Here is a 25261-nt window from a genome sequence, read left to right as displayed (position 1 = left end):
CCTTGTCGCACCTGCGCGGCGTGGCAGGGGCACGCTATTTTCGGGAGCCTGTTTCGTGATCCGTGCCCGCCGCCTGACGCTGCTTGCGTCGCTGATGCTGTCCGGCATCGCCACCCCCCCGGCCATCGCCGAACTGCCCCGCCTGTTGCCGGTGCCCGCGCAGATGCGCGAGGGACAGGGCAGTTTCCAGATTACATCCGTTACCCCGGTCCGGGTGCCTGCCGGTGATGCCGCGGCCCGTAACGCGGCCGAGCGGTTCGCCGACCTGGTCGCGCGCAGCCGGGGCTTTCGTCCCCGGATCGAGACGGGCGATGATGGCGGCGATGCCATATCATTCCGTCGTGCGAAGACTGGCGCGGCTGAATCCTACATATTGGACGTGACGGACAAGGGCGCAGTAATCGCCGCTGTCGACGATGCTGGCCTGCTCTACGGCGCGGTGACGCTGTGGCAGGCGATGACGCAGGATCAGGCGGCCGGCCCGGTATCGGTCGCGGCGATGCAGATTGCCGACGCGCCGCGCTTCCAGTGGCGCGGGCTGATGCTCGACAGCGCCCGCCATTTCCAGTCGCCCGCCTATGTCCGTCAGCTGATCGACTGGATGGCGGTCAACAAGCTCAACCGGCTGCACTGGCATCTGGTCGATGACCAGGGCTGGCGCATCGAGATCCCCAGATATCCGCGCCTCACGGAAGTCTCTGCCTGGCGCGTGCCCGCCGGAGCGCCCGGCGCGCCACCGCTGCCCAAGGTTGGCGGCTTCTACACCCAGGCCGAAATCCGCGAGATCGTCGCCTATGCCGCCGCGCGCGGCGTCATGATCGTGCCGGAAATCGAGATGCCCGGCCATGCGCTGGCGGCGATCCGCGCCTATCCCGCGCTGGGCATGGGCGTGCCGATCCCGCCGGGCACGGAGTCCGACTGGGGCGTCTTCCCCTGGCTCTACAATGCCGATGATGCGACCTTCAGCTTCCTCGAAGATGTACTGACCGACGTGATGGCGCTGTTTCCGTCGCCCTATATCCATATCGGCGGCGACGAGGCGGTGAAGGACCAGTGGAAATCCTCGCCGACGATGCAGGCGAAGATGAAGGCGCTGGGCATCAGCAGTGAAGATGCGATGCAGGGCTGGTTCATGCACCGCATCGACGATTTCCTGACGAAACATGGCCGCAAGCCGATCGGCTGGGACGAGATATTGGAAGGCGGCGCTTCGCCCCACGCCACCATCACCTCCTGGCGCGGGATCGAGGGGGCGGTGACCGCCGCCAAGTCCGGCCATGACGCGATATTGAGCCCGGCGCCGATCCTCTATTTCGACAATCGCCAGGGCTTCGGGCCGCTGGAACCGCCGGGGCGTGGCCATCTGTCGGACCTGCGCCGCGTCTATGACTTCAATCCCGAGCCCGGAGGACTGAGTGCCGCCGAGCAGCAGCATATGTTGGGGCTGCAGGGCAATCTCTTCACCGAACATGTTCGCACCGAGGAACGCGCCCAATGGCAGCAATTCCCGCGCGGCAGCGCCGTCGCCGAAATCGGCTGGTCGCCGGTCGCAAGCCATGATTTCGCCGGCTTCATGGACCGGTTGGTGCCGCAGATGGCGCGCATGGGGACGCTGGGCCTCAAGCCCGCGATCAGCGCGCTGACGGTGACGGCAAAGACCGACTATGCGCCGGGCGACAAGGCGGCGCGGGTGACGCTGGAAAGCCAGTCGGGCTTTTCGATCCATTATACGCTGGACGGCAGCGCTGTGACGCCGCGCGCGCCGGTCTACAAGGGCGGCCTCAGCCTGCCGGTGGGTACCCGGCTGCGCGCCGGCACCGCCTGGCGCGGCGGGATGATGTCCGGCGCGATCGACATTGGCCTGGACGCTTCCTTCCTGCGCCGCCGCACTGATGAGCAATTGGCGAGCTGCGCCAACAAGGTGGTGCTCTCGTTGGAGGATGATGCGCCGGCGCAGGGCGAGCGGGCGCATTTCCTGACCGATATCCTTGATCCCTGCTGGCTCTATGCCGACGCCCCGCTCGGTGGCGCGTCGAAGATCGCCATCGATGTCGGCCAGTTGCCGTTCAATTTCCAGATCGGCAAGGATCGCGACGCTATCCATTTCCGCTCTCCGGCGACCCCGGCGGGCGAAGTTGAAGTGCGCGCCGGCAGTTGCGAGGGCGAGCGCATCGCCGTGCTGCCGCTGGCGCCGGCGGTCGGCAATCCGGAAGTGACCCGCCTGGTCGCGCCGATCGCGCCGCGCAGCGGCAGGGAAACATTGTGCATCACCTATACGGCGAAGGATGTTGAGCCCCTATGGGCGATCAAGCAGGTGGAACTGATCCCATGAGCGGGATGATGGCCAGCGTGACGTTGCGCGCGCCCCTGACGGGCTGGCTGGCACCGATCGAAAGCGTGCCCGATCCGGTCTTTGCCGAGCGGATGATGGGTGAGGGCTTTGCCATCGACCCGATCGAAGGCGAAGTCCGCGCCCCGGCCGACGCGACCGTGCTGACGGTGGCGCCGACCGGCCATTCGGTCTCGCTGCGCCTCGCCAATGGCGCGGAACTGCTGATCCATGTCGGGCTGGAGACGGTGACGCTGGGCGGCAAGGGTTTCGCGCCAAAAGTGAAGCCGGGCGATGTCGTTGCGGTCGGAGACTTGCTGATCGGTTTCGATCTTGATGCCGTGGCGGAGGGGGCGAAGGCGCTGCTCACCCCGGTGGTGTTGGCGGGTGAGGGCTATGCGCTGTCGCTGGAGCTGCTCGATCGGCTCGTCGGCTGGCAGGACGGCGTTGCGCGGATCACGGCCTTGGCACCTGCAGCGGTCAAGGGTGACGGCGAAGGTGACAGCCATCAACGGGTCGTGCGGGTGGATGCACCCCATGGCATCCATGCCCGTCCGGCGGCGCGGATCGCGGCCCTGCTGCGCACCTTCGTCGCGCCGGTGTCGATCGTGCGGGACGGCAAGAGCGCCAATGCGCGCAGCACGGTCGCGCTGCTTGGCCTGGGTGTGCGCTGCGGCGATGAGATCATCATCCGGGGCGAGGGCAGCGATGCCCGCGCAGCGGTCGAGGCACTGGTCGCGCTGATCGCAGCGGGCCTGGGCGAGGAGGCGAAGGCCGATCATCCTGCGCCAGCGCCGGTCGTGCCGCAGCATGGCCCGGTGATGGCCGCGCCGGGGCTGGCGATCGGGCAGGTGGTGCAACTGCGCGTCGCCGATGTCGATGTGCCGCGCGACGGACAGGGCGGGGCGGTCGAACATGCGGCGCTGGCGCGGGCAATGGCGGCGGTCGATGCCGACTTGTCGGCGGGCCATGGCCTGGCGGCCGAGATCGCGGCGGCGCATCGTGCGCTGCTGCCCGACCCGGAACTGGCCGAGGCGGCCGGGCATCAGATCGATGCCGGGCGCAGCGCCGCCTTTGCCTGGCGCCAGGCGACGGCGCAGGCGGCCGAGGCGATCCGCGCGACCGGCGATGCGCTGCTGATGGAACGTGTCGCCGACCTTATCGATATCGAGCGGCAGTTGATCGCCGCGCTGCTCGGCACAGAGGCCAGCGCGGTGCCGGTGCTGCCCCCTCAAAGCATATTGATCGCCGAGGATCTGCTCCCCTCGCAGTTCCTGGCGCTCGATAGGGACCGTCTGGCCGGAATCTGCACGGCGGCCGGCGGTCCCACTTCCCATGTCGCGATCCTCGCGGCGTCGGCCGGCATCCCGATGCTGGCCGCCGCCGGGCGGGATGTGCTGGCCATCGCCGAGGGGCACACGGTCATTCTCGACGCGGACGGAGCGCGGATCGATGCTGATCCGGGCGTGAAAAGCTTGGCCGAGGTCAGCGAACGGATTGCCGCCGCACGCGAACAGCGCAGCCGCGACCGGGCGCAGGCCCATGCCGATTGCCGCATGGCCGACGGCACCCGGATCGAGATTTTTGCCAATCTGGGATCGCAGGCCGATGCCGCCGCCGCCGTGGCGGCCGGGGCGGAGGGCTGCGGCCTGCTGCGCACCGAATTCCTGTTCCTGGAGCGGGCCGAGGCGCCGGACGAGGCCGAACAACGGGAAATCTATTCCGGTATCGCAACGACATTGGGCGAACGGCCCTTGATCGTCCGCACGCTCGACATTGGCGGCGACAAGCCGGTGCCCTATCTGCCGATGGCGGCTGAGGAAAATCCGGCGCTGGGCCTGCGCGGCGTGCGCCTCAGCCTCGCCCGGCCGGACCTGATGCAGGTGCAGTTGCGCGCGATCCTGCGCGCCGTGCCGGCGGATCAGTGCCGCATCATGCTGCCGATGATCGTGGACCTGTCCGACTATCGCGCGGTCAGGACGATGCTGGACACGGAGAAGGCAGCGCTGGGCATCGATGCGCCCGTGCCGCTGGGCGTGATGATCGAGACGCCGGCGGCGGCGATGCTGGCCGACATGCTGGCGGTTGAGGCCGATTTCCTGTCGGTCGGCACCAATGACCTGACCCAATATACGCTGGCGGTCGATCGCGGCAACGCGGCGGTGTCGCACCGGATCGATGCGCTGCATCCCGCCGTGCTGCGTTTGATCCGCGAGGTCGGGCGCGGGGCGCAGCGCCATGGCCGCTGGGCCGGCGTCTGTGGGGGGCTTGCCTCCGATCCGCTCGCCGCGCCGATCCTGATCGGCCTGGGCATCACCGAATTGTCCGCCACCCCGGCCGCCATCGCCCGGCTGAAGGCGGTGGTGCGCACCCTCGACAGGGACCGCTGCATCGACCTGGCGGAGCGTGCCTGCGCCGCCGAAAGTGCCGCCGCCGTGCGTGCGATGGCCCAAGGAGTCCTGGCATGAGCTTCCGTCCCGCCACCCTGCTGGCCCGGCTGCAGCCGCTTGGCCGGGCGCTGATGCTGCCGATCGCGGTGTTGCCGATCGCGGCGCTGCTGCTGCGCCTTGGCCAGCCCGACATGCTCGCCATTCCCTTCGTTGCGGCGGCGGGCGACGCGATCTTTTCCAATCTTGGCCTGCTCTTCGCCGCCGGTGTCGCCGTCGGCCTCGCCCGCGAAAATCATGGCGCGGCGAGCCTCGCCGGGGTGATCGCCTACCTGGTGACGACCGAGGGCGCAAAGGTGTTGCTGGTCCTGCCGCCCGACGTGGCGGAGGCGGCGCAGGCCGCCTGGCGCGCCAAGGAAATCGCCAAGGTCTCCGTTCCTGCCGGTATCCTCTCCGGCATCGTTGCCGGGCTGCTCTACAACCGCTTTTCCGACATCAAGCTGCCCGATTATCTGGCCTTCTTCGCAGGGCGGCGTTTCGTGCCGATCGTTGCGGGGCTGGCCGGCCTGTTCGGTGCGCTGATGTTCGGCCTTGGCTTTCCCTGGATCGAGGCGGGGATCGATCGCCTCAGCCAGTGGGTGGTGGCCGCCGGGCCGCTCGGCCTGTTCGTCTATGGCCTGCTCAACCGCCTGCTGCTGATTACCGGGCTGCACCATATCATCAACAATGTCGCCTGGTTCCTGCTCGGCGATTTCCATGGCGCGACCGGCGATATCAAGCGCTTCTTCGCGGGCGATCCGACCGCCGGTGGTTTCATGTCGGGCTTCTTCCCGGTGATGATGTTCGGCCTGCCCGCCGCTTGCCTCGCCATGTATCGCACCGCCTTGCCGGATCAGCGCAAGCGGGTCGGCGGTCTGCTGCTCAGCCTCGCGCTCACTTCCTTCCTTACCGGCGTGACCGAGCCGATCGAGTTCAGCTTCATCTTCCTGGCGCCAATCCTCTATGTCGTCCATGCGGTGCTGACCGGCCTGTCGATGGTCGTCATGGACGCGCTGGGCGTGAAGCTGGGCTTCGGCTTTTCCGCCGGCCTGTTCGACTATCTGATGAACTATGGCCTTGCGACTAAGTCGCTGATGTTGATCCCGGTCGGGCTTGTCTATTTCGCTGTCTATTATGCCACCTTTAGCTGGTGCATCCGCCGCTTCAACCTGAAGACGCCGGGGCGCGAGGATGAACTGGCGGCGACCGAGGATGTGCCGAGCACGTCCGGCGCGCGCGGACCGGCGATGGTCGCGGCCTTGGGCGGGAAGGCCAATGTCCGATCGGTCGATGCCTGCACTACCCGGCTGCGGCTGGTATTGGGCGACAGCACGATCGTGGACGAGGCGCGGTTGCGGGCGCTTGGTGCGCGGGGCATCGTCCGCCTGCGCGATGGCGGCTTCCAGGTCGTGCTGGGGCCGATCGCCGATCAGGTTGCGGCGGAGATCCGCAGCGCGCTGACCGGGCATGATCCGGCGCCGATCGCGGGCACGTCCGATCTGGTCGCGCTGCTCAAGGGCGCCGGCGTGCGCGCGGTCGAGCCGCGCGGCACGCGCCTGTTGGTGCGCGTCGATCGGCCCGCTACCGTGGATGCGGCGGCGTTGCGGGGCGCCGGGGTCAAGGCCTGGGTCTTGCCGGCATCGGCCGATGGGTGGCTGCACCTGATCCTGGGCGATCAGGCAGAGCCGCTGGCGGACGCGCTGCGGGCAGTCTAACCCAGCGCAATTCGTCGGCTGATGCCGATCGCGTCGAGAAAACGCTCGTCATGGCTGACGACCAGCAGGGCGCCGTCATAGCCGCGCAGCCCGGCCTCCACCGCCTCGATCGCTTCGAGGTCGAGATGGTTGGTCGGCTCGTCGAGGATCAAGAGCGGCGGCGGCGCGTTGCCCAGCACGCAGGCGAGCCCTGCGCGCAGCATCTGCCCGCCGCTGAGGCTCCCAACCCGCTGTAGCGCGGCGTCGCCCCGAAAACGGAAATGGGCGAGCAGGGCACGCCGGCCATTCTCGTCCAGTTCGGGATGCAGCCGGGCGAGATTGTCCGCGATCGACAGCGCCGGATCGAGCAGCGCGGCGCTCTGTTCCAGCACGGCATGGCGCACCGGCCGGTCGATCTGCCCGGCCAGCGGAGGCAGTGTGCCGGCCATGGTCGCGAGCAGGCTGGTCTTTCCCGATCCATTAGGGCCGGTGATGGCGATACGCTCCGGGCCTTCGACCAGCAGCTCGACATGCTCCAGCAAGGGTGTGGCGGGATCATGGCCGACGCTGACATCGGCGAGGCGCAGCACGACCCGATCCGGCGCAAGGCCGGTCGAGGGCAGGGCGATGCGGATCGGTTCCAATATCTCTACCCGGCTGCGCGCGGCCTGCGCCTGATCCTCTGCGTCTGCGCGCAGCCGCTCCGCGACATGGCGACCGGCGGCGGAAGAGGATTCCGCCTGGTTCTTGCGCGCGCCGATCAGGATGCGGGGCATGTCGCCGCGCGCGCCCTTGCGGGCACCGGCGGCGTCGCGTCGCTGCTGGCGCTCGGTCGCGACCTGGGCCTTGCGCGCGGCCTGCTTCACCTGTCGTTCCGCGATGTCGAGATCATGGGCGGCGGCGGAAAGTTCGACCGCCTTGCGCTCGCGATAATGGGACCAGTTGCCGCCATAGCGTTGCGCGCCAAGGCTGGTGAGTTCGACGATCGCGTCGACCCATTCCAGCAGTTCGCGATCATGGCTGACCAGGATCAGCCCGGCGCGCCAGCCATCGACCAGTTCGGCAACGGCCGCGCGCCCGGCCCGGTCGAGATTGTTGGTCGGTTCGTCGAGCAGCAGGAAATCGGGCGCGTCGAGGATCGCGCCGGCAAGCGCGGCGCGGGTGCGCTGGCCGCCCGACAGGGTGCAAAGCCGGGTATCCGGCCCGGCATCGAGCCCGACCCGCTCCAGCGCGGCGTCGATCCGGCTTTCGAGCGTCCAGTCGGCATCGGCCAGTTGCTCGGCGGTGGCATCGCCACTTTCGGCAAGGCGGAGCAGGGCGATGGCATCGGCGACGCCCCACAGATCAGCAATGCGCTCATCCGCGCCGAACTGCACGGCCTGGCGCAGACGGGCGATCCGACCCTGCACGGTGATGCTGCCGCTGCTGGGGGTGAGATCGCCGGCGATCAGGCGCAGCAGGGTCGTCTTGCCGACGCCGTTGCGGCCGACAAGGGCGGTGCGTTCGCTCTGAAAACGAAGGTCTAGACCGGAAAGGACGGACTGGCCGTCAGGCGTGGTCCAGCCGAGATTGGAACAGAATATGGCGGGCATGAATATGGATTTCCCTGGCAGCGGTGCGGATCGGCATTGCGGTCAGGGTGAAATCCACGGCACGTCTCATTTTCTGTGAATTGAGCGGCTAAACTAGCCGCGATCGGCGCCCTGTTCAAGCGCCGGGCGGCACAGGTCAAACATCGGCATCGCGATAAACGATGAAAAATCGCGCTTTTCTGCGGTTTGTCGAGGTATTTTCCATGGAAGGCGAGCGTGCTGCCGCTGGCCTCGGACTTGTGCCGCCGGGCGTGGCTCCGCCATGGCAGGGAGGAACAAATATTTCCTCGGAGGGGAACCATGAGCACTGCCGTCTTCGACTGTTCGGACATCGACCAATATCTCGGCAAGCCGATGCAGCCCGCGCGGATGCGCGAGCCGATCCACAATAATGACATCCGCCGCTGGGCGCAGGCGATGCATTATCCCAACCTGCTGCACTATGATGCCGACTATGCCGCCGAAGGGCGCTGGGGCAAGTTGGTTGCGCCGCAGAGCTTTGCCGTGACGATGGATGATGGCCATGGCGCGGGGCCGGCCTGCGTCGGCGCCATCCCCAATTCGCACCTGCTGTTCGGCGGCGACGAATGGTGGTTCTATGGCCCGCGCATCCAGGGCGGCGACCTGGTCCATAATGAGCGCATTCCGTTCGACTATACGGTCAAGGACACCAAGTTCGCCGGGCCGACCTGCTTCCAGCGCGGCGACAATAATTATTACAATCAGAATGGCGAACTGATCGCCAAGCAGCGCTCGACCTCGATCCGCTATCTGGCCGAGGCTGGACGCGAGAAGACCAGTGACGTGGTCGAGGGCACCGAGGATCCGGTATGGACCGACGAGGAACTGGCACAGATACAGGATCGCAAGTTCAACTGGGTGCAGATGCTGCACGACCTGGGTCATGGCAAGCGCTACTGGGACGACATTCAGGTCGGCGATGCGCTGCCTGAACGCGTGTTCGGCCCGCACAGCATTGCCAGCTTCACCACCGAATGGCGCGCCTATCTCTTCACCATCTGGGGCGGCACCCATCGTCGGACGGACCTGGACATGGAAGCTCTGGGCTTCGTCAAGGAAATGGCGGGCCATGAAAATGACCCGGTGATGGAGCGGATCAATCCCGAACTGACCGATGGCGCCTATTTCGGTCCGTCGCGTGGGCATCTCTTCCCGCGCTGGGCGCGGTTCATCGGCATGCCGCGCGCCTATGGCTATGGCGCGTCGATGGGGGCCTGGATCGTTGATTATCTGGCGGGCTGGGCGGGCGAGTGGGGGATGGTGACCCATTCGGTCGCCTCCTATCGCGGACCGGCCTTTACCGGCGATATCACGATCATGACCGGTACGGTCATCGACAAGTTCGTGGACGAAGATGGTCGCGACGTCGTGCAGATCGATTGCCGGATGATCAATCAATTGGGTACGACTTTGGCGACGGCCAAGGCGGAAATTGCATTGCCGCGCAAATAGGCGGCGCCGGTCATGCGGCGTGGTTTGATCGCCCTGCATCGCCAAGATGTTGAAGCAAAAAGGGATTTGGCTACGTGCGACGAACGGTACGTCGCACGTAGCGCCCGCAATGCCGCAACTTCTTCGAATTTCTAAAGATTTTGTTAACCATTTTACTCTAGGTTTTCCTTGGATATCAGGGAGAACAGGGCCATGCGCTCCGACGCAGAAAGCCTTTTGGCCCGGCTGGGGCGCCGGGATTTTCGTTATCGCGAGTTCGCGGACAGTTTTGCGGATATGGAATTGTGGCCGATTTTCGAGGCCCTTCTCACCGATCCGCGCGTTGTCGGCCGCCCCCTGTCCAAGCTGGAAGCGCGTGAGGCCGAGGCTGTCCTGGCAGTGCGTCGGGCCGAGCCCGAGCAATCTGCGATGCGCAGCCCCAGCGCCACCGTGACCAGCATGTTCGATGCCTATCAGGACGCTCCGCCGCCCGCTGCGGAACGCGGCAACCTTCGCGACTTCCTGGGCCACCTGTCGAACGATCCGAACAAGCGAGACTATTGATGCCGCTAATCCTTTGTCATTCGCCCAAGGGCGGCGTCGGCACCAGCTTCATCGCGGCCCAGCTTGCGATCCATCTGGCCCAGCGCGGCCATGATGTCAGCGCGCTCGATTTCACCTATCAGGACTCGCTCAAGCTCTATTTCGGCCTGACTCCCGCGCAAAATCTGCCGGAACTGAACGACGGCAGTGCGGAACAGATCGCCGTGTCCGGCGTGGCCCTGTTTTCGGCCTATGGTCTGCAGCACGATGCGGCTTTCCGGGATTTGCTGGACCGGCCGGATCATTCTCCCTTCGCCCGCAAGAAAATCTTTATCGCCGATGTCGCAGCGGGTGATCGCGAGACCAAGGACATGCTGCTGCCACACGCGGTCCTGCATATTTGTCCCATGCATCCCCGGCCCGGATCATTGGCGGCCCTGCCGAAGGTAGAGCCGGGCACCGCGACGATCGATCTGGTGAAGACGGGCTTTGTGCTCAACCATCTGGACGATGCACATCGCCTATCGCGACACACCCATATCTTCCTGCGCGAACTGCTGGGCAGCAAGCTGTTGGGCACAGTTCGCCGCGACGAAGCGGTGAACGAGGCCAGCGCTATGTTCGAGCCGCTGGCGCGCTTCGCTCCGGCGAGCGTCGCCCTGAATGATCTGCGCAAGCTGGTTATAGCGGTGGAGCAGGCTGCGGGCCTGGTCGAGGCACCGGAGGAGACCGCGTCGTGAAATCCCGGCATGCGATCCTGGGCAATCTATTGCTGGTCGTCGCTGCGCTCTTTGCGCTGTTGGCGATCACCGTGCCGCTCGATTTGGAAGCGCAATGGATATTTGCGGCGCTCACCATCTTTGGCGCGACCATATTGGGGCGGATGCGCAGCCGTCGCGCCTTGCTGGTCCTCGCCATCCTGTCGATGATCGTGTCGACCCGCTACATGTTCTGGCGCACCACCGAAACGCTGGAATTCGGCACATTGGCGGAGTTTTTGCTGGGATCGGGCCTGTATCTGGCGGAAGTCTATGCCTGGTTGATTTTGGTGCTGGGTTTCCTGCAGACCGGCTGGCCGCTCGACCGCGAAGTGGTGGAGATCGAAGGCGAACCCGACCAGTGGCCCAGCGTCGACGTGTATGTCCCGACCTATAATGAAAGCCTGGAGATCGTCCGCAACACCGTCTTCGCGGCGATGGACATGGACTACCCGGCCGATCGCTTTCGCGTCTTCATCCTGGATGACGGCCGCCGGCCGGAATTCCAGGCGTTCGCGCGTCAGGCGGGCTGCGGCTACCTCACCCGTGGCGATAATCTTCATGCCAAGGCCGGCAATCTCAACGCTGCGATGAAGAAGACCAATGGCGAACTGATCGCCATCTTCGATTGCGACCATGTGCCGACCCGCGCCTTCCTGCAGATGACCGTCGGCTGGTTCCAGCAGGATCCCAAGCTGGCGCTGATGCAGACGCCGCACCATTTCTATTCCCCCGACCCCGCTCAGCGCAATCTGGGCACGGTGCGCGACCTGCCGGGTGAGGGCGATCTTTTCTATGGTGCGGTCCAGTCGGGTAACGACTTGTGGAACGCGACTTTCTTCTGCGGCTCCTGTGCCGTCATCCGCCGCGATGCGCTGGCCCAGACCAACGGTTTTGCCGGCGAGACGGTGACCGAGGACGCGCATACCGCGCTCAAGCTGCAGCGCATGGGCTGGAACACCGCCTATATCGGTGCGCGCCTGTCCGCTGGTCTCGCAACCGAGCGACTGGTGCTGCATATCGGCCAGCGCATCCGTTGGGCGCGTGGCATGACCCAGATTTTGCGCATCGACAATCCGTTGTTCGGGCGCGGCCTCAATTGGCAACAGCGGCTCTGTTACCTGAACGCGATGTTGCATTTCCAGTTTCCGCTGCCGCGGATCGTGTTCCTGACCAGTCCGCTCGCCTATCTGATCTTCGGCCAGAACATCATCCATGCCTCGGCCTCGCTGATCTTTGCCTATGCGCTGCCGCACCTGGTCTGTTCGATGACATCCTCGGCCAATACGCAGGGCGGCGATCGCCGGCCTTTCTGGGGCGAAATCTACGAGACGATCCTGGCCTTCCACCTCGCGCGGCCGACGGTCATGACCTTCTTCCAGCCGCGCAAGGGCAAGTTCAACGTAACGGACAAGGGCAGCCTGCTCGACCGGACCTATTTCGACCTGTCGACGGTCCGCCCGCACCTGATCTGCATCGGCCTCATCCTCTTCGGCATCGGGTTGGCGATCGTGAAGCGGGTCTTCTTCCCCCATCTGTTCAACATCCAGACCGATACGCTGGTGCTGAACGTCGTCTGGGCCGTGTTCAGCCTGATCATTCTGATCGCGGCCGTCTCGGTCGCGCGCGAGACACGGCAGGCGCGCGAATATATCCGCATCGTCACCGAATTGCCGGTCACACTCTACATGGCCGATGGCTATGTGATCGACGCGACGACGATCGACATCTCCATGGGGGGCGCCGCGATTGCCGTGCCGCCTGACTTCCCGCTGCGGGATCGCCGCGTGTCGCACATGTCGCTGCCGATGGGCGACGAGAAGCTGACGATCCCGGTCGAAATGGTCCGGTTCGATCGGGGCGAAGTCAATCTGCGCTTCCAGGAACTGGACATGATCTCTTCGCGCCATCTCGTCCGCGCGGTGATGGGCCGGGCCGATGCCTGGCAGCCCGTCGCACCCCGCAAACCGGTTTCGGCCCTGCACTCTCTCTGGGATATCATCGTGGTCGACTATATGACCCTGAAGCGCCTGTTCCGGCTCAACCGCACCGAGCGCCGCAAGCAGAAGAAGGCGGTGCGTCTCGCTGCCGCCGCAAAGCAGGCGGCCGTCGCGCTGCTTGGACTTGCGGCAATGGCTGGCCTGACGATCGCTGGTAGTGAGCGCGCTTTCGCGCAAGGCGCGGCGGTTCCGGCCGCAACGCTCGCCCCCGCCACGACGGCGGGCGTGCAGAAGCAACGGCTGAGCTTCCGCGACCTGCAGGTCAAGATGCCGATCCGCCTGGCCGGCACGCGCGGCGAAATCGGCATTCCTTTCGGCCTGCGCCGGAACGAGGTGGTGACCGACAGCAGCCTGACGCTGAATTTCGCCTGGTCGCCGGCCATGCTGGGTGATCTCAGCCAGATGGTTGTGCTGCTGAATGGCGAAGTGGTGCGGACGATTCGCCTGAACCCGGGCGAGTCCGGTGGTCAGAACCTGACCATTCCGGTCAATCCGGCCCTGTTCCTGCCGGGTGACAACCAGCTGAACCTGCGCCTGGTCGGCCATTATGCCCGCGATTGCGAGGATCCGTTCCACAGTTCGCTCTGGGCCAATATCAGCAATGTGCGCTCCTGGTTCGACCTGACGGTCCAGACCCTGCCGATGGCGCCGGACCTTGGCCGACTGCCCGGGCCGTTCTTCGACCGGCACGATAATCTGCCGCTGCGCCTGCCCTTCGTCTTTGCCGGTGCACCGCGCGCAGGGGAGCTTGAGGCGGCCGCCAGCCTGGCTTCGTGGCTGGGCGCGCAAGCGAGCTATCGCGGTTTCTCGTTCAAGCCGGTCTACAACCAAATCCCGACCGGCAACGCGATCCTGTTCGCGACGCCCGATCGCCCGATCGCCGGCCTCAACCTGTCGATCACCGGGCCGAGCGCCACGGTCATCCGCAATCCGCGTGATCCGTTCGGCGAATTGCTGGTGGTCATGGGCCGCAACGCCAGCGAATTGAAACTGGCCGCCGCGGCGATCGCCAGCGGACGCGGCGTGATGAGCGGCGCGCGGATGAATTTCGAGGGGGTCCGCATCCCGACCTATGCGCGCTATGCCGCGCCGCGCTGGCTGCGCACCGATCGTCCGGTGCAACTGGGCGAGATCATGGATGCCAATGCGCTACAGGGCATGGGCCTGCCGCCCGGGCCGCTGTCCGCCCGCTTCCGGGTCGCGCCCGATCTGTTCTTCTGGCCGCGCCAGGGCGGTCGCCTGGACCTGCGCTATCGCTATCCGGCAGCCAAATGGCTGGATCGTCGTGCCTCTCGCCTCGACGTATCGATCAACAGCCAGTATCTGCGTAGCTTGCCGCTGGCCGGCGCGGGCTGGTGGGACAGCCTGTTCGGGGCGCAGGGGGCATCGTCCAACGATTCCAGCGCCTCGATCGTGCTGCCGCGCTATAATCTGTTTGGCCAGAACGAGCTGATCTTCGACTATAATCTGATCATCGCCGACAAGAAGAAGTGTGAAGGCACGCTGCCCGACAATGTCCGGGTGAGCGTGCGTCCGACCAGCAGCATCGACCTCAGCCGCGCCTATCATGCGTTGCACATGCCCGATCTCGCGACCTTTGCCGGTGCGGGCTATCCCTTCACCATTCGCCCAGACCTCTCGGAAACGACGGTGCTGATGGGCGGTCAGCCTTCGGTCGGTGCGGTCGAAGCCTTCCTGGTGCTGATGGGCCGGATGGGCGATTCCACCGGTGCGCCGGTCACCGGGGTGGTCGTCGCCAACACTGTTGATGGCGAGCGGCTGCAGGGGCGTGACATCATCGTCATCGGCGGGAGCAGTGTTGCCGGCTCCGAACAGCTCTTCGCCGGCGCGCCGGTCCGCTATGAAAATGGCCGGCTGCGGGTCATGGAGATGAGCCCGGTTCAACGCATCTTCGCCTTCTTCTCGCCGTTCGATCGGTCGGGCGATGGCGATGCGCAGGAATTTGTCACCTCTGCCAGTGGTTTCGCCGGCATCGTCGGATTCGAATCTCCGTTCGAGGGCGGCCGAAGCGTCGTCGCCTTGCTTGCCGATGACCCGCGCGGATTGCCGGATCTGGTCGGCGGCATGGCCGATGCAAAGATAAACGCCCAGATCCAGGGCGATCTGGCCGTCACCAGCGGCGACGGGATGAGCAGCTTCGCCGTCGGCCCCGGCTATTGGGTCGGTTATTTGCCCTTCTGGATGAAGGCCGCCTTCTGGCTGAGCCAGAGTCCGCTGCTGATGGCGGCATGCGGCCTGCTCGCGGCGCTGATCCTCGCCGGGCCGCTCTATCTCTATCTCGGCCGGCAGCAGCGTCGCCGCCTGAGCAAGGAGGACGAGGCATGAGCCGGACCTTGCGTCTGCGCATCACCTGCGCTGTGCTGGCGCTGGCCGGCATGGCGCCGATGCCGGCGCTGGCCGAAGTGCCCGGCGTCGCCCCCCTGATTCAACAGGGCCGCTACTGGCAGTCCAAGGGGCGGCAGGATTTGGCGAACCAGGCCTATCGCCGGGCGCTGGCGCTTGATCCCAATAATGCCGAAGCGCGCAAGGGGATGGCCGGGCCAGCACCCAAGGCACAGTCGGCACCGAAGCCCACGCCCGCGCCGGCCCGGCGCGCCGAAGCGACGCCACGCCCGACGCCCACGCCGGCTGCGGCCCCGTCGGCGGCAAATCGGACGCAGAGCGCGCGCCCGAGCGGCAATGTTGGCGGTGGCGCATCGCGCGCGAGCGGTTTCAAGGCGCTCGACGCCAATGATCTGGATGGTGCCGAGCGCGCGTTCGAGCGCGCCGTGGCGGCCAATCGCAACGACGCCGACGCACTGGGTGGTCTTGGCCTGGTGCGCTTGCGCCAGGGGCGCTTTGGCGAAGCACGTGACCTGCTCGATCAGGCGTCGCAGCGTGGTTCGGCGGCCCAATGGGCGCAGGCGCTGGCATCCGCCCGCTTCTTTGGCGGGTTGGCCGATGCGCGCGCGGCGCTGGCGCAGGGGCGGCTTGGCGAAGCGCAGGCCGATGCCGAGGCACTGGTCCGTTCCGGCTATCCGCAGCGTGGCCCGGCGCTCGAATTGCTGGCCGATATCTATGAGCGGCAGGGGCGTTATGCCGATGCGGCAGACCTCTACCGTCAGGCAAATGAGGGGGCCAAGCAGTCCGATGGTCGCCTGGCGAGCCGGGCGGCGCGCGATCGCGCCCGTGCCGCCGCCGCCCGCGGCGATGACGTCACGGCCGAACAGGAATTTCATTCCGGTCTGTTGCTGGACCAGCAGGATCCGTGGATCCGTTATGAGTTCGCCCGTTATCTGATCCAGCGCCAGCGCCTGCCTGAGGCGGAATCACTGATCAACTCGCTGGGATCGTCGAGCGACCCGGACTGGCTCTATGCCGCTGCGCTGCTCAATGCGGATCGCGGGCGGGCGTCGGCAGCCGATACGCTGATGGCGCGCATTCCCGAAATGCAGCGCACCGAGCAGATGCGCAATTTCGCCGTCGGCCTGAAGGTGGATGGTGCGATCGAGCGGGCCAAGGCGATGGCCGCGCAGGGGCGGCAGGCCGATGCGCTGATGGCGCTGCGCCAGTTGGCCGCGACGCCGGGTATCGATCCGACCAAGCAGGCGGCGGTTGCGGATGCGATGTTCGAACTGGGTGACCGGGAGGGGGCCGCGCAACTGGCGCAGCAGGCGCTGACCGCCGGGACCATCACCGATCCGGCCGGCTATGAGCCGATCGTGCGCGTGCTGGCCAAGACCGGGCGCGATGCCTTTGCCACCAGCGCCGTGCAGCGCGCCGCGCAACTGGCGGGCAATACGCCCGACGGCCAGCGCGTCGTCGCACGCATGAACGGTATCATGGCTGCGTCGCAGGCCGATCGGCTGCGTCTGGCCGGCCAGAACGCCCAGGCCTTCGACCTGCTGCAAAGCGCGTGGAACGCTGCGCCGGGCAATCAGGAAGTGATGGCGGCGCTGGCCCGGCTCTATCAGTCGGGCGGCATGCCGGCCCAGGCGGCCCAGACCTATCAACTGGTTCTGGCCCAGTCACCCAATGACAAGGGTGCGCTGATGGGCCTGATCGAGACGGCGGGCGCTGCCGGCGACAAGGATCTGGCGCGCGCGACGATCGAACGCGCCTTGCAACAGTCGCCCAATGATTATCAGATCTACATGGCCGCGGCGCGGATGGAGCAGGCCCGGGGCGACGAGGGCGCCGCGCTGCGCTACCTCAAGCGCGCGAAGGAAGTCTATGCCGCGCAGAGCGGCGCAGGCAATGTTACCGCCAGCAATCCGTTCGCCGCGACGATGCAGGGCAACAACCCGTTCCGCAACCAGTCGGCCGCAGCCGCACCGGCGTCGGTCAATCCGTTCGCGCTGGGGTCAGGTGCACGACTGGGCGGCCAGGCGCCGCCGTCTTCTGGCAATATGGCGTTCGCGCCTTTCCCTCAAAGCAGCGAAAGCGGCGGCTTTCCGCCGGCGGTCGTGGCCCAGTCTGCGCCGATTCCGGGCGGTTATCCGGCCGCTGGCTTGCCCGCGCCGGCGCCCGGTGGATCGATGATGGCCAGTGGAGATCCGGTGATGGATCGCATCCAGACCGAGATCCGCACCCTGACCCGCGACAGTGGCCCGCGCGCCGAATTGCGCACCGGCTATCGTGAACGATCGGGCGAAACTGGCCTGAGCGAGCTCAAGGAACTGACCGGATCGGCCGAAGTTTCCACCAGCCTTGGCAATGGCCGGATCAAAGCCAAGGCGGAAGCCGTGGTGCTGGATGCCGGTCGCCCCAGCGGATCGGGCCTTGCCCGCTTCGGTCGTAACGCAACGCCGGAAGCGCAGGGGATCGTCGATCAGGAGGTGTCCGCGCTGGTGCAGGCGGACACCCAGCATGCATCCGGCGTGGCGCTGTCTGCCGCCTATGAGACGCCGCTGTTGAAGCTGGAGGTTGGCACGACGCCGCTCGGCTTCGAGGATAGCGACGTGACCTGGCATGCGGCGATAAGCCCGCGCTTCTCGCCCTATGCAACGGCCCGCGCCTGGTTCGAACGCAAGCCGGTGACCGACAGTGTCCTGTCCTATGCTGGCACACGCGATCCCGTGACCGGGGCCATGTGGGGGCAGGTGATGCGGACCGGCGGCGGTGCATCCTTCTCCTATGATCAGGACGGTGCCGGGGTCTATGGCGACCTGTCCTATTATAAATATGCCGGGCATGACGTCCGCAGGAACCATGGCTTCCAGGCCAATGTCGGCGGATATCTGCCCTTCTATCGCGGAGATCGGTCTTCTATCACCGGCGGCATCAACGTGAATTATCAGGATTTCGACAATAATCAGAACTACTTCACCTATGGCTTTGGCGGCTATTTCAGCCCGCAGAGCTTCTTCAGCATCAGCCTGCCGGTGCGTTATGCCTATGCGTCGGACCTGCTGGAGGTGAAGGCCGGCGTGGCGCCGGGCTATCAGAGCTACAGCCAGGACCAGGTCAACGTCTACCCGAACGATCCGGCCGCGCAGGCGGTGCTCGACGGGCTCAAGGCCCAGAACAGCGATGTTCGGTCCTATTATGACAGTCTGAGCAAGACCGGCTTTGCCCTTTCGGCGGACGGCTCGATCTATTATCGTGTCAGTCCCAGCACGCGGGTCGGCGGTGAGATGAGCATCAACACCTTCGGCAGCTATGACGAGTTCAAGTCGCTGATTGGGATCAAACAGTCTCTGGGAGGCAATTGATGATCCGGGAAGCCGTGGAATATCAGCCGGCAGAAACCGATCAATGGACGATGGACGGGCTGTCGCTGCTGACCGCGATGATCGGCAGTGAGGTGTTCGGCACCGCGACCCGCGGCCAGGCGGACGCTTTCTTCGGCGCGGTCGGTCGGCGCATCGCGTCGCTGCTGCAGGTTGCCGACATTTCGGACGGCGATGCGCTGATGGCGCGGATCAACCGGCTGTGGCGGACGTTGGGCTGGGGGGAGGCGCAATTGCGGATGACGGACGATGCCATCATGATCCAGCATGTCGGCTTGCCCGAAACGCTCCAGGGCGATGTCGATGGCCGCTGGACGGACATGGCGCCGCCGCTGCTGCGCGGCGCCTATGACGCCTGGTTCCGGGCGCTGGGCGGCGGCGCGGATCTGCATACATCCGTGCTGCAATGGCGCGACGGCGTGATGGAATTGCGCCATGGGCGTTGACCGGCGTGCGTTGCTGGTGGGGATGGGACTGGTTTTCACGGCAGCCTGCGCCAAGGCGCGTCAGCCGCGGGGCAGTGGCGTGACCAACGGCGACTGGACCCGGTTCAAGGCGGCCTTTCTCGATCCATCGGGTCGGATCGTCGACAATGGCAATGGTGGCGTCAGCCATAGCGAGGGGCAGGGTTATGGCCTGGGTCTGGCGCTATGGAATGACGACCGGGAAGCGTTCGACGCCATCCTGAACTGGACCGATACTAATCTGGTCCGGCCCGACATGGCGCTTTACGCCTGGCGCTATGATCCCCGGCAGCCCAATCCGGTGGCAGACACCAATAATGCGACCGATGGTGACCTGTTCATCGCCTGGGCACTGGCCGAAGCCGCGAAAAGCTGGGGCGAGGGGCGCTATGCCACCCGCTCGGCCGAGATCCGCGCCGCCATCCGCCAGCATCTGGTGCTGGAACGCCATGGGCGCAAATTGCTGTTGCCCGGCCTGCAGGGCTTCGTCACGCCAGAGGCGGTGACGCTCAACCCCTCCTATTTCGTCTGGCCCGCGCTCGACGCCTTCCGCCGCCTGGATGGCGAGGCGGCCTGGGGGCGGATCATCAGCGACAGCGAAGCGCTGATGGCAGCCGCCCAGTTCGGCCCGCTCAAGCTGCCGACCGATTGGGTCGACGTGACGGGGTACGACATGGTCGTGCCGGCCGTGGGCAAGCCCGCCCGCTTTGGGTTCGACGCGATCCGTGTGCCGCTCTATGCCCAGGCCGGGCGCCGAGCGGCATTGCTGAAGCCGATCCGGGATTATTGGCAAGGCTATGTGACCCGGCAACAGCCGATCCCGGCCTGGGTCGATGTCCAGTCCGGGGAGGTCGCGCCCTATGCGCTGTCGGCGGGCGGCATGGCGATTGCCGGCAAGATCATGGGCCTGCCGCAACCGGCAGGCCTGTCGACCGACTATTATGCGGCCTCGCTGCAGATGCTGGCCGGCAAACTCGCCTGATCGGGGCTGAGCCGGTGGCTCAGTCCAATATCCCCGGCAGGTCCAGACCTTTTTCGCGGGCGCAGTCGCGCGCGATCTCGTAGCCCGCATCGGCATGGCGCATCACGCCGGTGGCAGGATCGTTCCATAGCACCCGCTCCAGCCGCGCGGCCGCTTCCGCCGTGCCGTCGGCAACGATCACCATGCCGCTATGCTGGCTATAGCCCATGCCGACGCCGCCGCCATGGTGGAGCGATACCCAGGTCGCACCCGATGCGGTGTTGAGCAGCGCGTTGAGCAACGGCCAGTCACTGACTGCGTCCGACCCGTCCATCATCGCCTCGGTCTCGCGATTGGGGGAGGCGACCGACCCGCTGTCGAGGTGATCGCGGCCGATGACGACCGGGGCCTTGAGTTCCCCCCTCGCTACCATCTCGTTGAAGGCGAGGCCGAGGCGATGGCGATCGCCCAGCCCAACCCAGCAGATGCGCGCGGGCAGGCCCTGGAAATGGATCTTCTCCCGCGCCATGTCGAGCCAGTTGTGGAGATGGGCGTTGTCGGGCAGCAACTCCTTCACTTTTGCATCGGTCTTGTAGATATCCTCCGGATCGCCCGACAGCGCGGCCCAGCGGAACGGGCCGATGCCGCGGCAGAAGAGCGGGCGGATATAGGTGGGCACGAAGCCGGGGAAGTCGAAGGCATTGTCGACGCCCTCGTCCTTGGCCATTTGGCGGATATTATTGCCATAATCGGTCGTGGGGACGCCGGCGGCCTGGAAATCGAGCATGGCGCGGACATGGATCGCCATGCTGGCCTTGGCCGCTTTTGCTACCGCTTCGGGCTCGCGTTCGCGCCGATCGATCCATTCGGCGACGGTCCAGCCGGCGGGCAGATAGCCATTGACCGGGTCATGGGCGCTGGTCTGGTCGGTCAGCAGGTCGGGGCGGATGCCGCGCGCGAACATTTCCGGCAGGATTTCAGCCGCGTTGCCAAGCAGGCCGACCGATACGGGCTTCTTGTCCGCACAGCTTTTCTCGATGATGGCCATGGCTTCTTCGATCGTCGCGGCGGCGACATCCAGATAGCCGGTGCGCAGGCGCATCTCGATGCGGCTCGGCTGGCATTCGATCGCTAGGCAGGAGGCGCCGGCCATGACGGCGGCGAGCGGCTGCGCGCCGCCCATGCCGCCCAGGCCCGCCGTCAGCAACCATTTGCCGCTCAAGCTCCCGCCATGATGCTGGCGGCCCATCTCGACGAAGGTTTCATAGGTGCCCTGCACGATGCCCTGGGTGCCGATATAGATCCAGCTACCGGCGGTCATCTGGCCGTACATGGCCAGGCCCCGCTTATCCAGTTCGTTGAAATGCTCCCAGTTCGCCCAGTGCGGCACCAGGTTGCTGTTGGCGATCAGCACGCGGGGCGCATCGAGATGGGTGCGGAATATGCCGACGGGCTTGCCCGACTGGACCAGCAGGGTCTGATCGTCGTCCAGCCGCTTCAACGCCTCGACGATCCGGTCATAGCTTTCCCAGTCGCGCGCCGCGCGGCCGATGCCGCCATAGACGACCAATTCCTCGGGTCGTTCGGCGACATCGGGATGGAGATTGTTCATCAGCATGCGCAGCGGCGCTTCGGTCAACCAGCTCTTGGCGCTAAGTTCCGTGCCGGTGGCGGGCTTGATGATGCGGCTATTGTCGATGCGGGTCATGGGCATTCAGCCTTCCTGGCGGGTGAAGGCGATGCAGGCCTTCAAGATGGCGGTGAGGGTGGCGGTCAGCGGCGCGGCATGGGCCGGGTCGAGCGGCCGCGGCCAACTGGCCTCGGTGCGCTCGGCCGGTTCATGCAGATAACCCCGCATGGCGAGTTCCATCTGGATCGCATGGACGCCCTGTTCGGGCCGGCCATAATGGCGCGTGGTCCAGCCGCCACGGAAGCGACCGTCGACGACACGGCCCATGCCGCTTGCCGCGCAGAGGCGGGCGACTTCGGCAGTGAGGTCCGGCGAACAGGTCGTACCGAAATTGGTGCCGATGTTGAACTGCGGCAATTGGCCATCGAACAGGCGTGGCACATGACTGCGGATCGAATGGGCGTCATAGACGACGACCCGGTCATGCCGGGTGCGCAGCCGGTCGATCTCCGCCTGCAGCGCGGCATGATAGGGCGTGAACCAGTTGGCTCGCCGCCGGTCGATTTCGGCCGCATCGGGGACGGCGCCGGCATAGAGCGGTGCGCCATCGAAATCGGTCGTGGGGCAAAGTTCGGTTGTCGCTTGACCCGGATAGAGCGAGGCGCCCGAGGGATCGCGATTGACGTCGATCACGCTGCGCGAAATGGCGGTGCGGATGGTTGTTGCGCCCAGATCGGAAGCGAAGGCGTAAAGCTGATCCACCCACCAGTCGGCATCGGCGCGGGCGATCCAGGGTGAGCGGAAGGCGTCACCGACATCGGCGAGATCGGTGCCGGTATGGGGCAAGGCGACGATCAGCGCCGCCTCGCCCCGCCGGATGTCGAGCCAGTCGTTCATCCCAGCACCGGGAGGGCGTGACAGGCCGCCGCCGCCAGCGCGCCCGAGCGGACGATGCGGTTGGCCGCTTCCATATCGGGATGGAAATGACGGTCGTCGGTCAGGTGCGGCACCTGATCCCGGACGCAGGCGCGCGCCCCTTCCAACGCGGCACTGGAGGTGAGCGGGGCGTGAAAGTCCATGCCTTGCACCGCCGCCAGCAATTCAATGCCGATCACCGCCGTCGCATTTTCCGCCATGTCGAGCAGGCGGCGCGCGCCATGGGCGGCCATGGAGACATGATCCTCCTGATTGGCGCTGGTCGGGATCGAATCCACGCTGGCCGGATAGGCGCGCTGCTTGTTCTCCGAGACGAGCGCGGCGGCCGTCACCTGCGGGATCATGAAGCCGGAATTGAGGCCGGGTTTCGGCGTCAGGAAGGCGGGCAGGCCGCTCAGCGCGGGGTCCACCAGCATGGCGATGCGCCGCTCGGCGATCGATCCGATCTCGCAGATGGCGAGCGCGATCATGTCGGCGGCGAAGGCGACCGGCTCGGCATGGAAATTGCCGCCCGACAGCGCCTCGTCGCTTTCCGGGAAGATCAGCGGATTGTCGGACACGCCATTGGCCTCGATGGCCAGCGTGGTAGCCGCCTGGCGCAGCAGGTCGAGTGCGGCGCCCATCACCTGCGGCTGGCAGCGCAGGCAATAGGGATCCTGCACCCGTGCGTCGCCGCTCAGATGGCTGGCGCGGATCGCCGATCCGGCCATCAGGCCGCGCAGCGCATCGGCGGTCTGGATCTGTCCGGCATGACGGCGCAGCGCGTGAATGCGCGGATCGAAGGGCGTGTCGGATCCCTTGGCGGCCTCGGTCGAGAGTGCGCCGGTGACCAAGGCGGCCTGGAACAGCGTCTCCGCCTCGAACAGGCCGGCGAGCGCATTGGCGGTCGAGAATTGGGTGCCGTTGAGCAGCGCCAGCCCTTCCTTGGGGCCAAGCTCCAGTGGGGCGAGGCCGACGCGGCCCAGCACCTCGGCGGCGGGCAGGCGCTCTTCGCCCAGCATGATTTCACCTACGCCGATCATCGCGGCGGCCATATGCGACAGGGGCGCCAGGTCGCCGCTGGCGCCGACCGATCCTTGGCACGGCACCACGGGGGTCAGGCCCTTAACCAGCATCGCCTCAAGCAGAGCAACGGTCTGCGGCTGTACGCCTGATGCACCCTGGCCCAAGCTCGCGAGCTTGAGTGCCATCATCAGGCGGATGACCGGCACGGGGGAGGGGGCACCGGTCCCGGCGGCATGGCTGAGCACGATATTGCGCTGGAGCGTGGCGAGATCTTCATCGCCGATCCGCACGCTCGCCAGCTTTCCGAAGCCGGTGTTGATGCCATAGACCGGCTCGCCCTTCGCCAGGATGCGCGCCACCGCTGCCGCGCTCTCGGCAATGCGCGGCGCCGATCCCGCATCGAGCCGGGCCGTCGCGCCGCGATAGATGGCGCGCCAATCGGCCAGCGATGCGTCGCCGGGGACGAGGATGATATCGTTCATTGACCACTCCAGATGCGGGCATGGAGCGGGTTATACCCCATGCGATAAACCAGTTCGGCGGGGCGCTCTATGTTCCAGATGGCAAGGTCGCAGTGCTTGCCGGCCTCCAGCGTGCCGATGTCCCTGTCGAGGCCCAGCGCACGCGCGGCGTTGCGGGTCACGCCCGCCAGGCATTCGTCGACCGTCAGGCGAAACAAAGTCGCGCCCATGTTCATGACCAGCAGCAGCGAGGTGAGCGGCGACGTGCCGGGATTGCAATCGGTCGCCAGCGCGATCGGCACGCCCGCGCCGCGCAACCCGTCGATCGGTGGCAGCTTCGTCTCGCGCACGAAATAATAGGCACCCGGCAGCAAGGTTGCGACCGTGCCGGCGCGGGCCATGGCGGCGATTCCGTCCTCATCCAGATATTCCAGATGATCGGCCGACAGCGCGCCATGGCGAGCAGCCAGCGCAGCGCCATGCAGGTTGGAAAGCTGCTCGGCATGGAGCTTGACCGGCAGCCCGAGCGCGCGCGCGGCGCTGAGCAGTCGGTCGGTCTGCGCCGGTGAAAAGCCGATTCCCTCGCAAAAGGCGTCGACCGCATCGGCCAGCCCTTCGGCGGCGACGGCGGGCAGCAAATCGTCGCACAGCATCGCAATATAGGCATCGGCATCGCTGGCATATTCGGGCGGCAGGGCATGGGCGCCGAGGAAGGTCGTGAGGATCCGCACCGGCCGTTCGCGGCCCAGTTGGCGCGCGGCGCGCAGCATGCGCAACTCGGATTCGGGATCGAGGCCATAGCCGGACTTCACCTCGATGGTGGCCGCGCCTTCGGCGATCAGCGCGTCGAGCCGGGGCAGGGCGCTGGTGACCAGTTCTGCCTCGTTCGCCGCGCGGGTGGCGCGCATGGTCGAGACGATGCCGCCGCCGGCTCGGGCGATCTCCTCATAAGACGCGCCGGCTAGGCGCAGTTCGAACTCGGCGGCGCGATCGCCGCCATGGATCAGATGGGTGTGGCAATCGATCAGGCCCGGCGTGATCCAGCGACCGGCGCAGTCGATTGTCTCAACGGGGGCGAAGGCAGGGGCATCGGCGCGTGAACCGGCGTAGGCGATGCGGCCATCGCGCGCGGCGATTACGCCGTCCTCGACAGCGCCGATCCCGGTACCGGTCATCGTTGCCAGCCGGGCGTTGGTCCACAGCCGGTCGCATATCATCGTCATCGCCAGCCTCCCTTCACGGCCTCCCGCCCAGATTGCATGATTCGATATTTAATGT

At 66.3% G+C, this 25261-nt stretch carries 15 protein-coding genes; 10 read left to right on the top strand and 5 right to left on the bottom strand.

Features of this window, described 5'->3' with window-relative positions:
* The first annotated feature begins 55 nt into the window (after positions 1 to 55).
* Genes GGQ90_RS05610 through nagE form a run of 3 tightly spaced genes read left to right on the top strand, consistent with a single transcriptional unit; the run spans position 56 to position 6470 of the window.
* The gene (locus GGQ90_RS05610; protein ID WP_188081225.1) at positions 56 to 2332 is read left to right on the top strand and encodes a family 20 glycosylhydrolase; all 2277 of its coding nucleotides are present in this window, start codon (positions 56 to 58) and stop codon (positions 2330 to 2332) included.
* A complete protein-coding gene (gene ptsP / locus GGQ90_RS05605) occupies positions 2329 to 4797 on the top strand; it encodes a phosphoenolpyruvate--protein phosphotransferase (protein ID WP_188081224.1) in 2469 nt (822 codons plus the stop codon). Before GGQ90_RS05610 ends, ptsP begins: the two co-directional genes overlap by 4 nt.
* Positions 4794 to 6470, top strand: a complete 1677-nt coding sequence (gene nagE, locus GGQ90_RS05600; protein WP_188081223.1) for an N-acetylglucosamine-specific PTS transporter subunit IIBC — start codon at positions 4794 to 4796, stop codon at positions 6468 to 6470. Before ptsP ends, nagE begins: the two co-directional genes overlap by 4 nt.
* Here the strand turns inward: nagE and GGQ90_RS05595 are convergent.
* The gene (locus tag GGQ90_RS05595) at positions 6467 to 8047 is read right to left on the bottom strand and encodes an ATP-binding cassette domain-containing protein (protein WP_188081372.1); all 1581 of its coding nucleotides are present in this window, start codon (positions 8045 to 8047) and stop codon (positions 6467 to 6469) included. The two genes, nagE and GGQ90_RS05595, sit on opposite strands and share 4 nt — an antisense overlap.
* 294 nt (positions 8048 to 8341) lie before the next feature.
* Between GGQ90_RS05595 and GGQ90_RS05590 the strand changes: the two genes are divergently transcribed.
* From GGQ90_RS05590 to GGQ90_RS05560, 7 genes are all read left to right on the top strand, one after another.
* Positions 8342 to 9514: an FAS1-like dehydratase domain-containing protein gene (locus GGQ90_RS05590; RefSeq protein WP_188081222.1), complete on the top strand. Its 1173-nt coding sequence runs from the start codon at positions 8342 to 8344 to the stop codon at positions 9512 to 9514.
* 192 nt (positions 9515 to 9706) lie between these two features.
* A complete protein-coding gene (locus tag GGQ90_RS05585) occupies positions 9707 to 10057 on the top strand; it encodes a hypothetical protein (RefSeq protein WP_188081221.1) in 351 nt (116 codons plus the stop codon).
* On the top strand, positions 10057 to 10776 hold the full coding sequence (locus GGQ90_RS05580; RefSeq protein WP_188081220.1) for a ParA family protein: 720 nt from the start codon (positions 10057 to 10059) through the stop codon (positions 10774 to 10776). The genes GGQ90_RS05585 and GGQ90_RS05580 overlap by 1 nt, the downstream gene beginning before the upstream one ends.
* The gene (gene bcsA / locus GGQ90_RS05575) at positions 10773 to 15140 is read left to right on the top strand and encodes a UDP-forming cellulose synthase catalytic subunit (RefSeq protein WP_188081219.1); all 4368 of its coding nucleotides are present in this window, start codon (positions 10773 to 10775) and stop codon (positions 15138 to 15140) included. Before GGQ90_RS05580 ends, bcsA begins: the two co-directional genes overlap by 4 nt.
* Positions 15137 to 18508, top strand: a complete 3372-nt coding sequence (locus tag GGQ90_RS05570; RefSeq protein WP_188081218.1) for a cellulose biosynthesis protein BcsC — start codon at positions 15137 to 15139, stop codon at positions 18506 to 18508. Before bcsA ends, GGQ90_RS05570 begins: the two co-directional genes overlap by 4 nt.
* Complete coding sequence (gene bcsD, locus GGQ90_RS05565) at positions 18508 to 18972, top strand: cellulose biosynthesis protein BcsD (RefSeq protein ID WP_188081217.1); 465 nt, start codon at positions 18508 to 18510, stop codon at positions 18970 to 18972. Before GGQ90_RS05570 ends, bcsD begins: the two co-directional genes overlap by 1 nt.
* Positions 18962 to 19972 carry a family 8 glycosyl hydrolase gene (locus tag GGQ90_RS05560; RefSeq protein ID WP_188081216.1) on the top strand — a complete coding sequence of 337 codons (1011 nt, stop codon included), beginning with the start codon at positions 18962 to 18964 and terminating at the stop codon, positions 19970 to 19972. The genes bcsD and GGQ90_RS05560 overlap by 11 nt, the downstream gene beginning before the upstream one ends.
* A 19-nt stretch (positions 19973 to 19991) precedes the next feature.
* Here GGQ90_RS05560 and hutU read toward each other — a convergent pair whose 3' ends face one another.
* The 4 genes from hutU to hutI are packed head-to-tail and all read right to left on the bottom strand — an operon-like array spanning position 19992 to position 25200.
* Positions 19992 to 21659, bottom strand: coding sequence for a urocanate hydratase (gene hutU / locus GGQ90_RS05555; protein WP_188081371.1), 1668 nt, complete (start codon positions 21657 to 21659; stop codon positions 19992 to 19994).
* Positions 21660 to 21665: 6 nt separating this feature from the next.
* A complete protein-coding gene (gene hutG, locus GGQ90_RS05550) occupies positions 21666 to 22478 on the bottom strand; it encodes an N-formylglutamate deformylase (RefSeq protein ID WP_188081215.1) in 813 nt (270 codons plus the stop codon).
* A complete protein-coding gene (hutH, locus tag GGQ90_RS05545) occupies positions 22475 to 24004 on the bottom strand; it encodes a histidine ammonia-lyase (RefSeq protein WP_223178107.1) in 1530 nt (509 codons plus the stop codon). The genes hutG and hutH overlap by 4 nt, the downstream gene beginning before the upstream one ends.
* Positions 24001 to 25200 carry an imidazolonepropionase gene (hutI, locus tag GGQ90_RS05540; RefSeq protein WP_188081369.1) on the bottom strand — a complete coding sequence of 400 codons (1200 nt, stop codon included), beginning with the start codon at positions 25198 to 25200 and terminating at the stop codon, positions 24001 to 24003. Before hutI ends, hutH begins: the two co-directional genes overlap by 4 nt.
* Positions 25201 to 25261 lie beyond the last annotated feature (61 nt).

Source organism: Sphingobium scionense (assembly GCF_014197035.1).
GTDB lineage: Bacteria > Pseudomonadota > Alphaproteobacteria > Sphingomonadales > Sphingomonadaceae > Sphingobium > Sphingobium scionense.
Note: the sequence above shows the minus strand (reverse complement) of the source record. Positions and strands in the feature narration are given on the sequence as shown.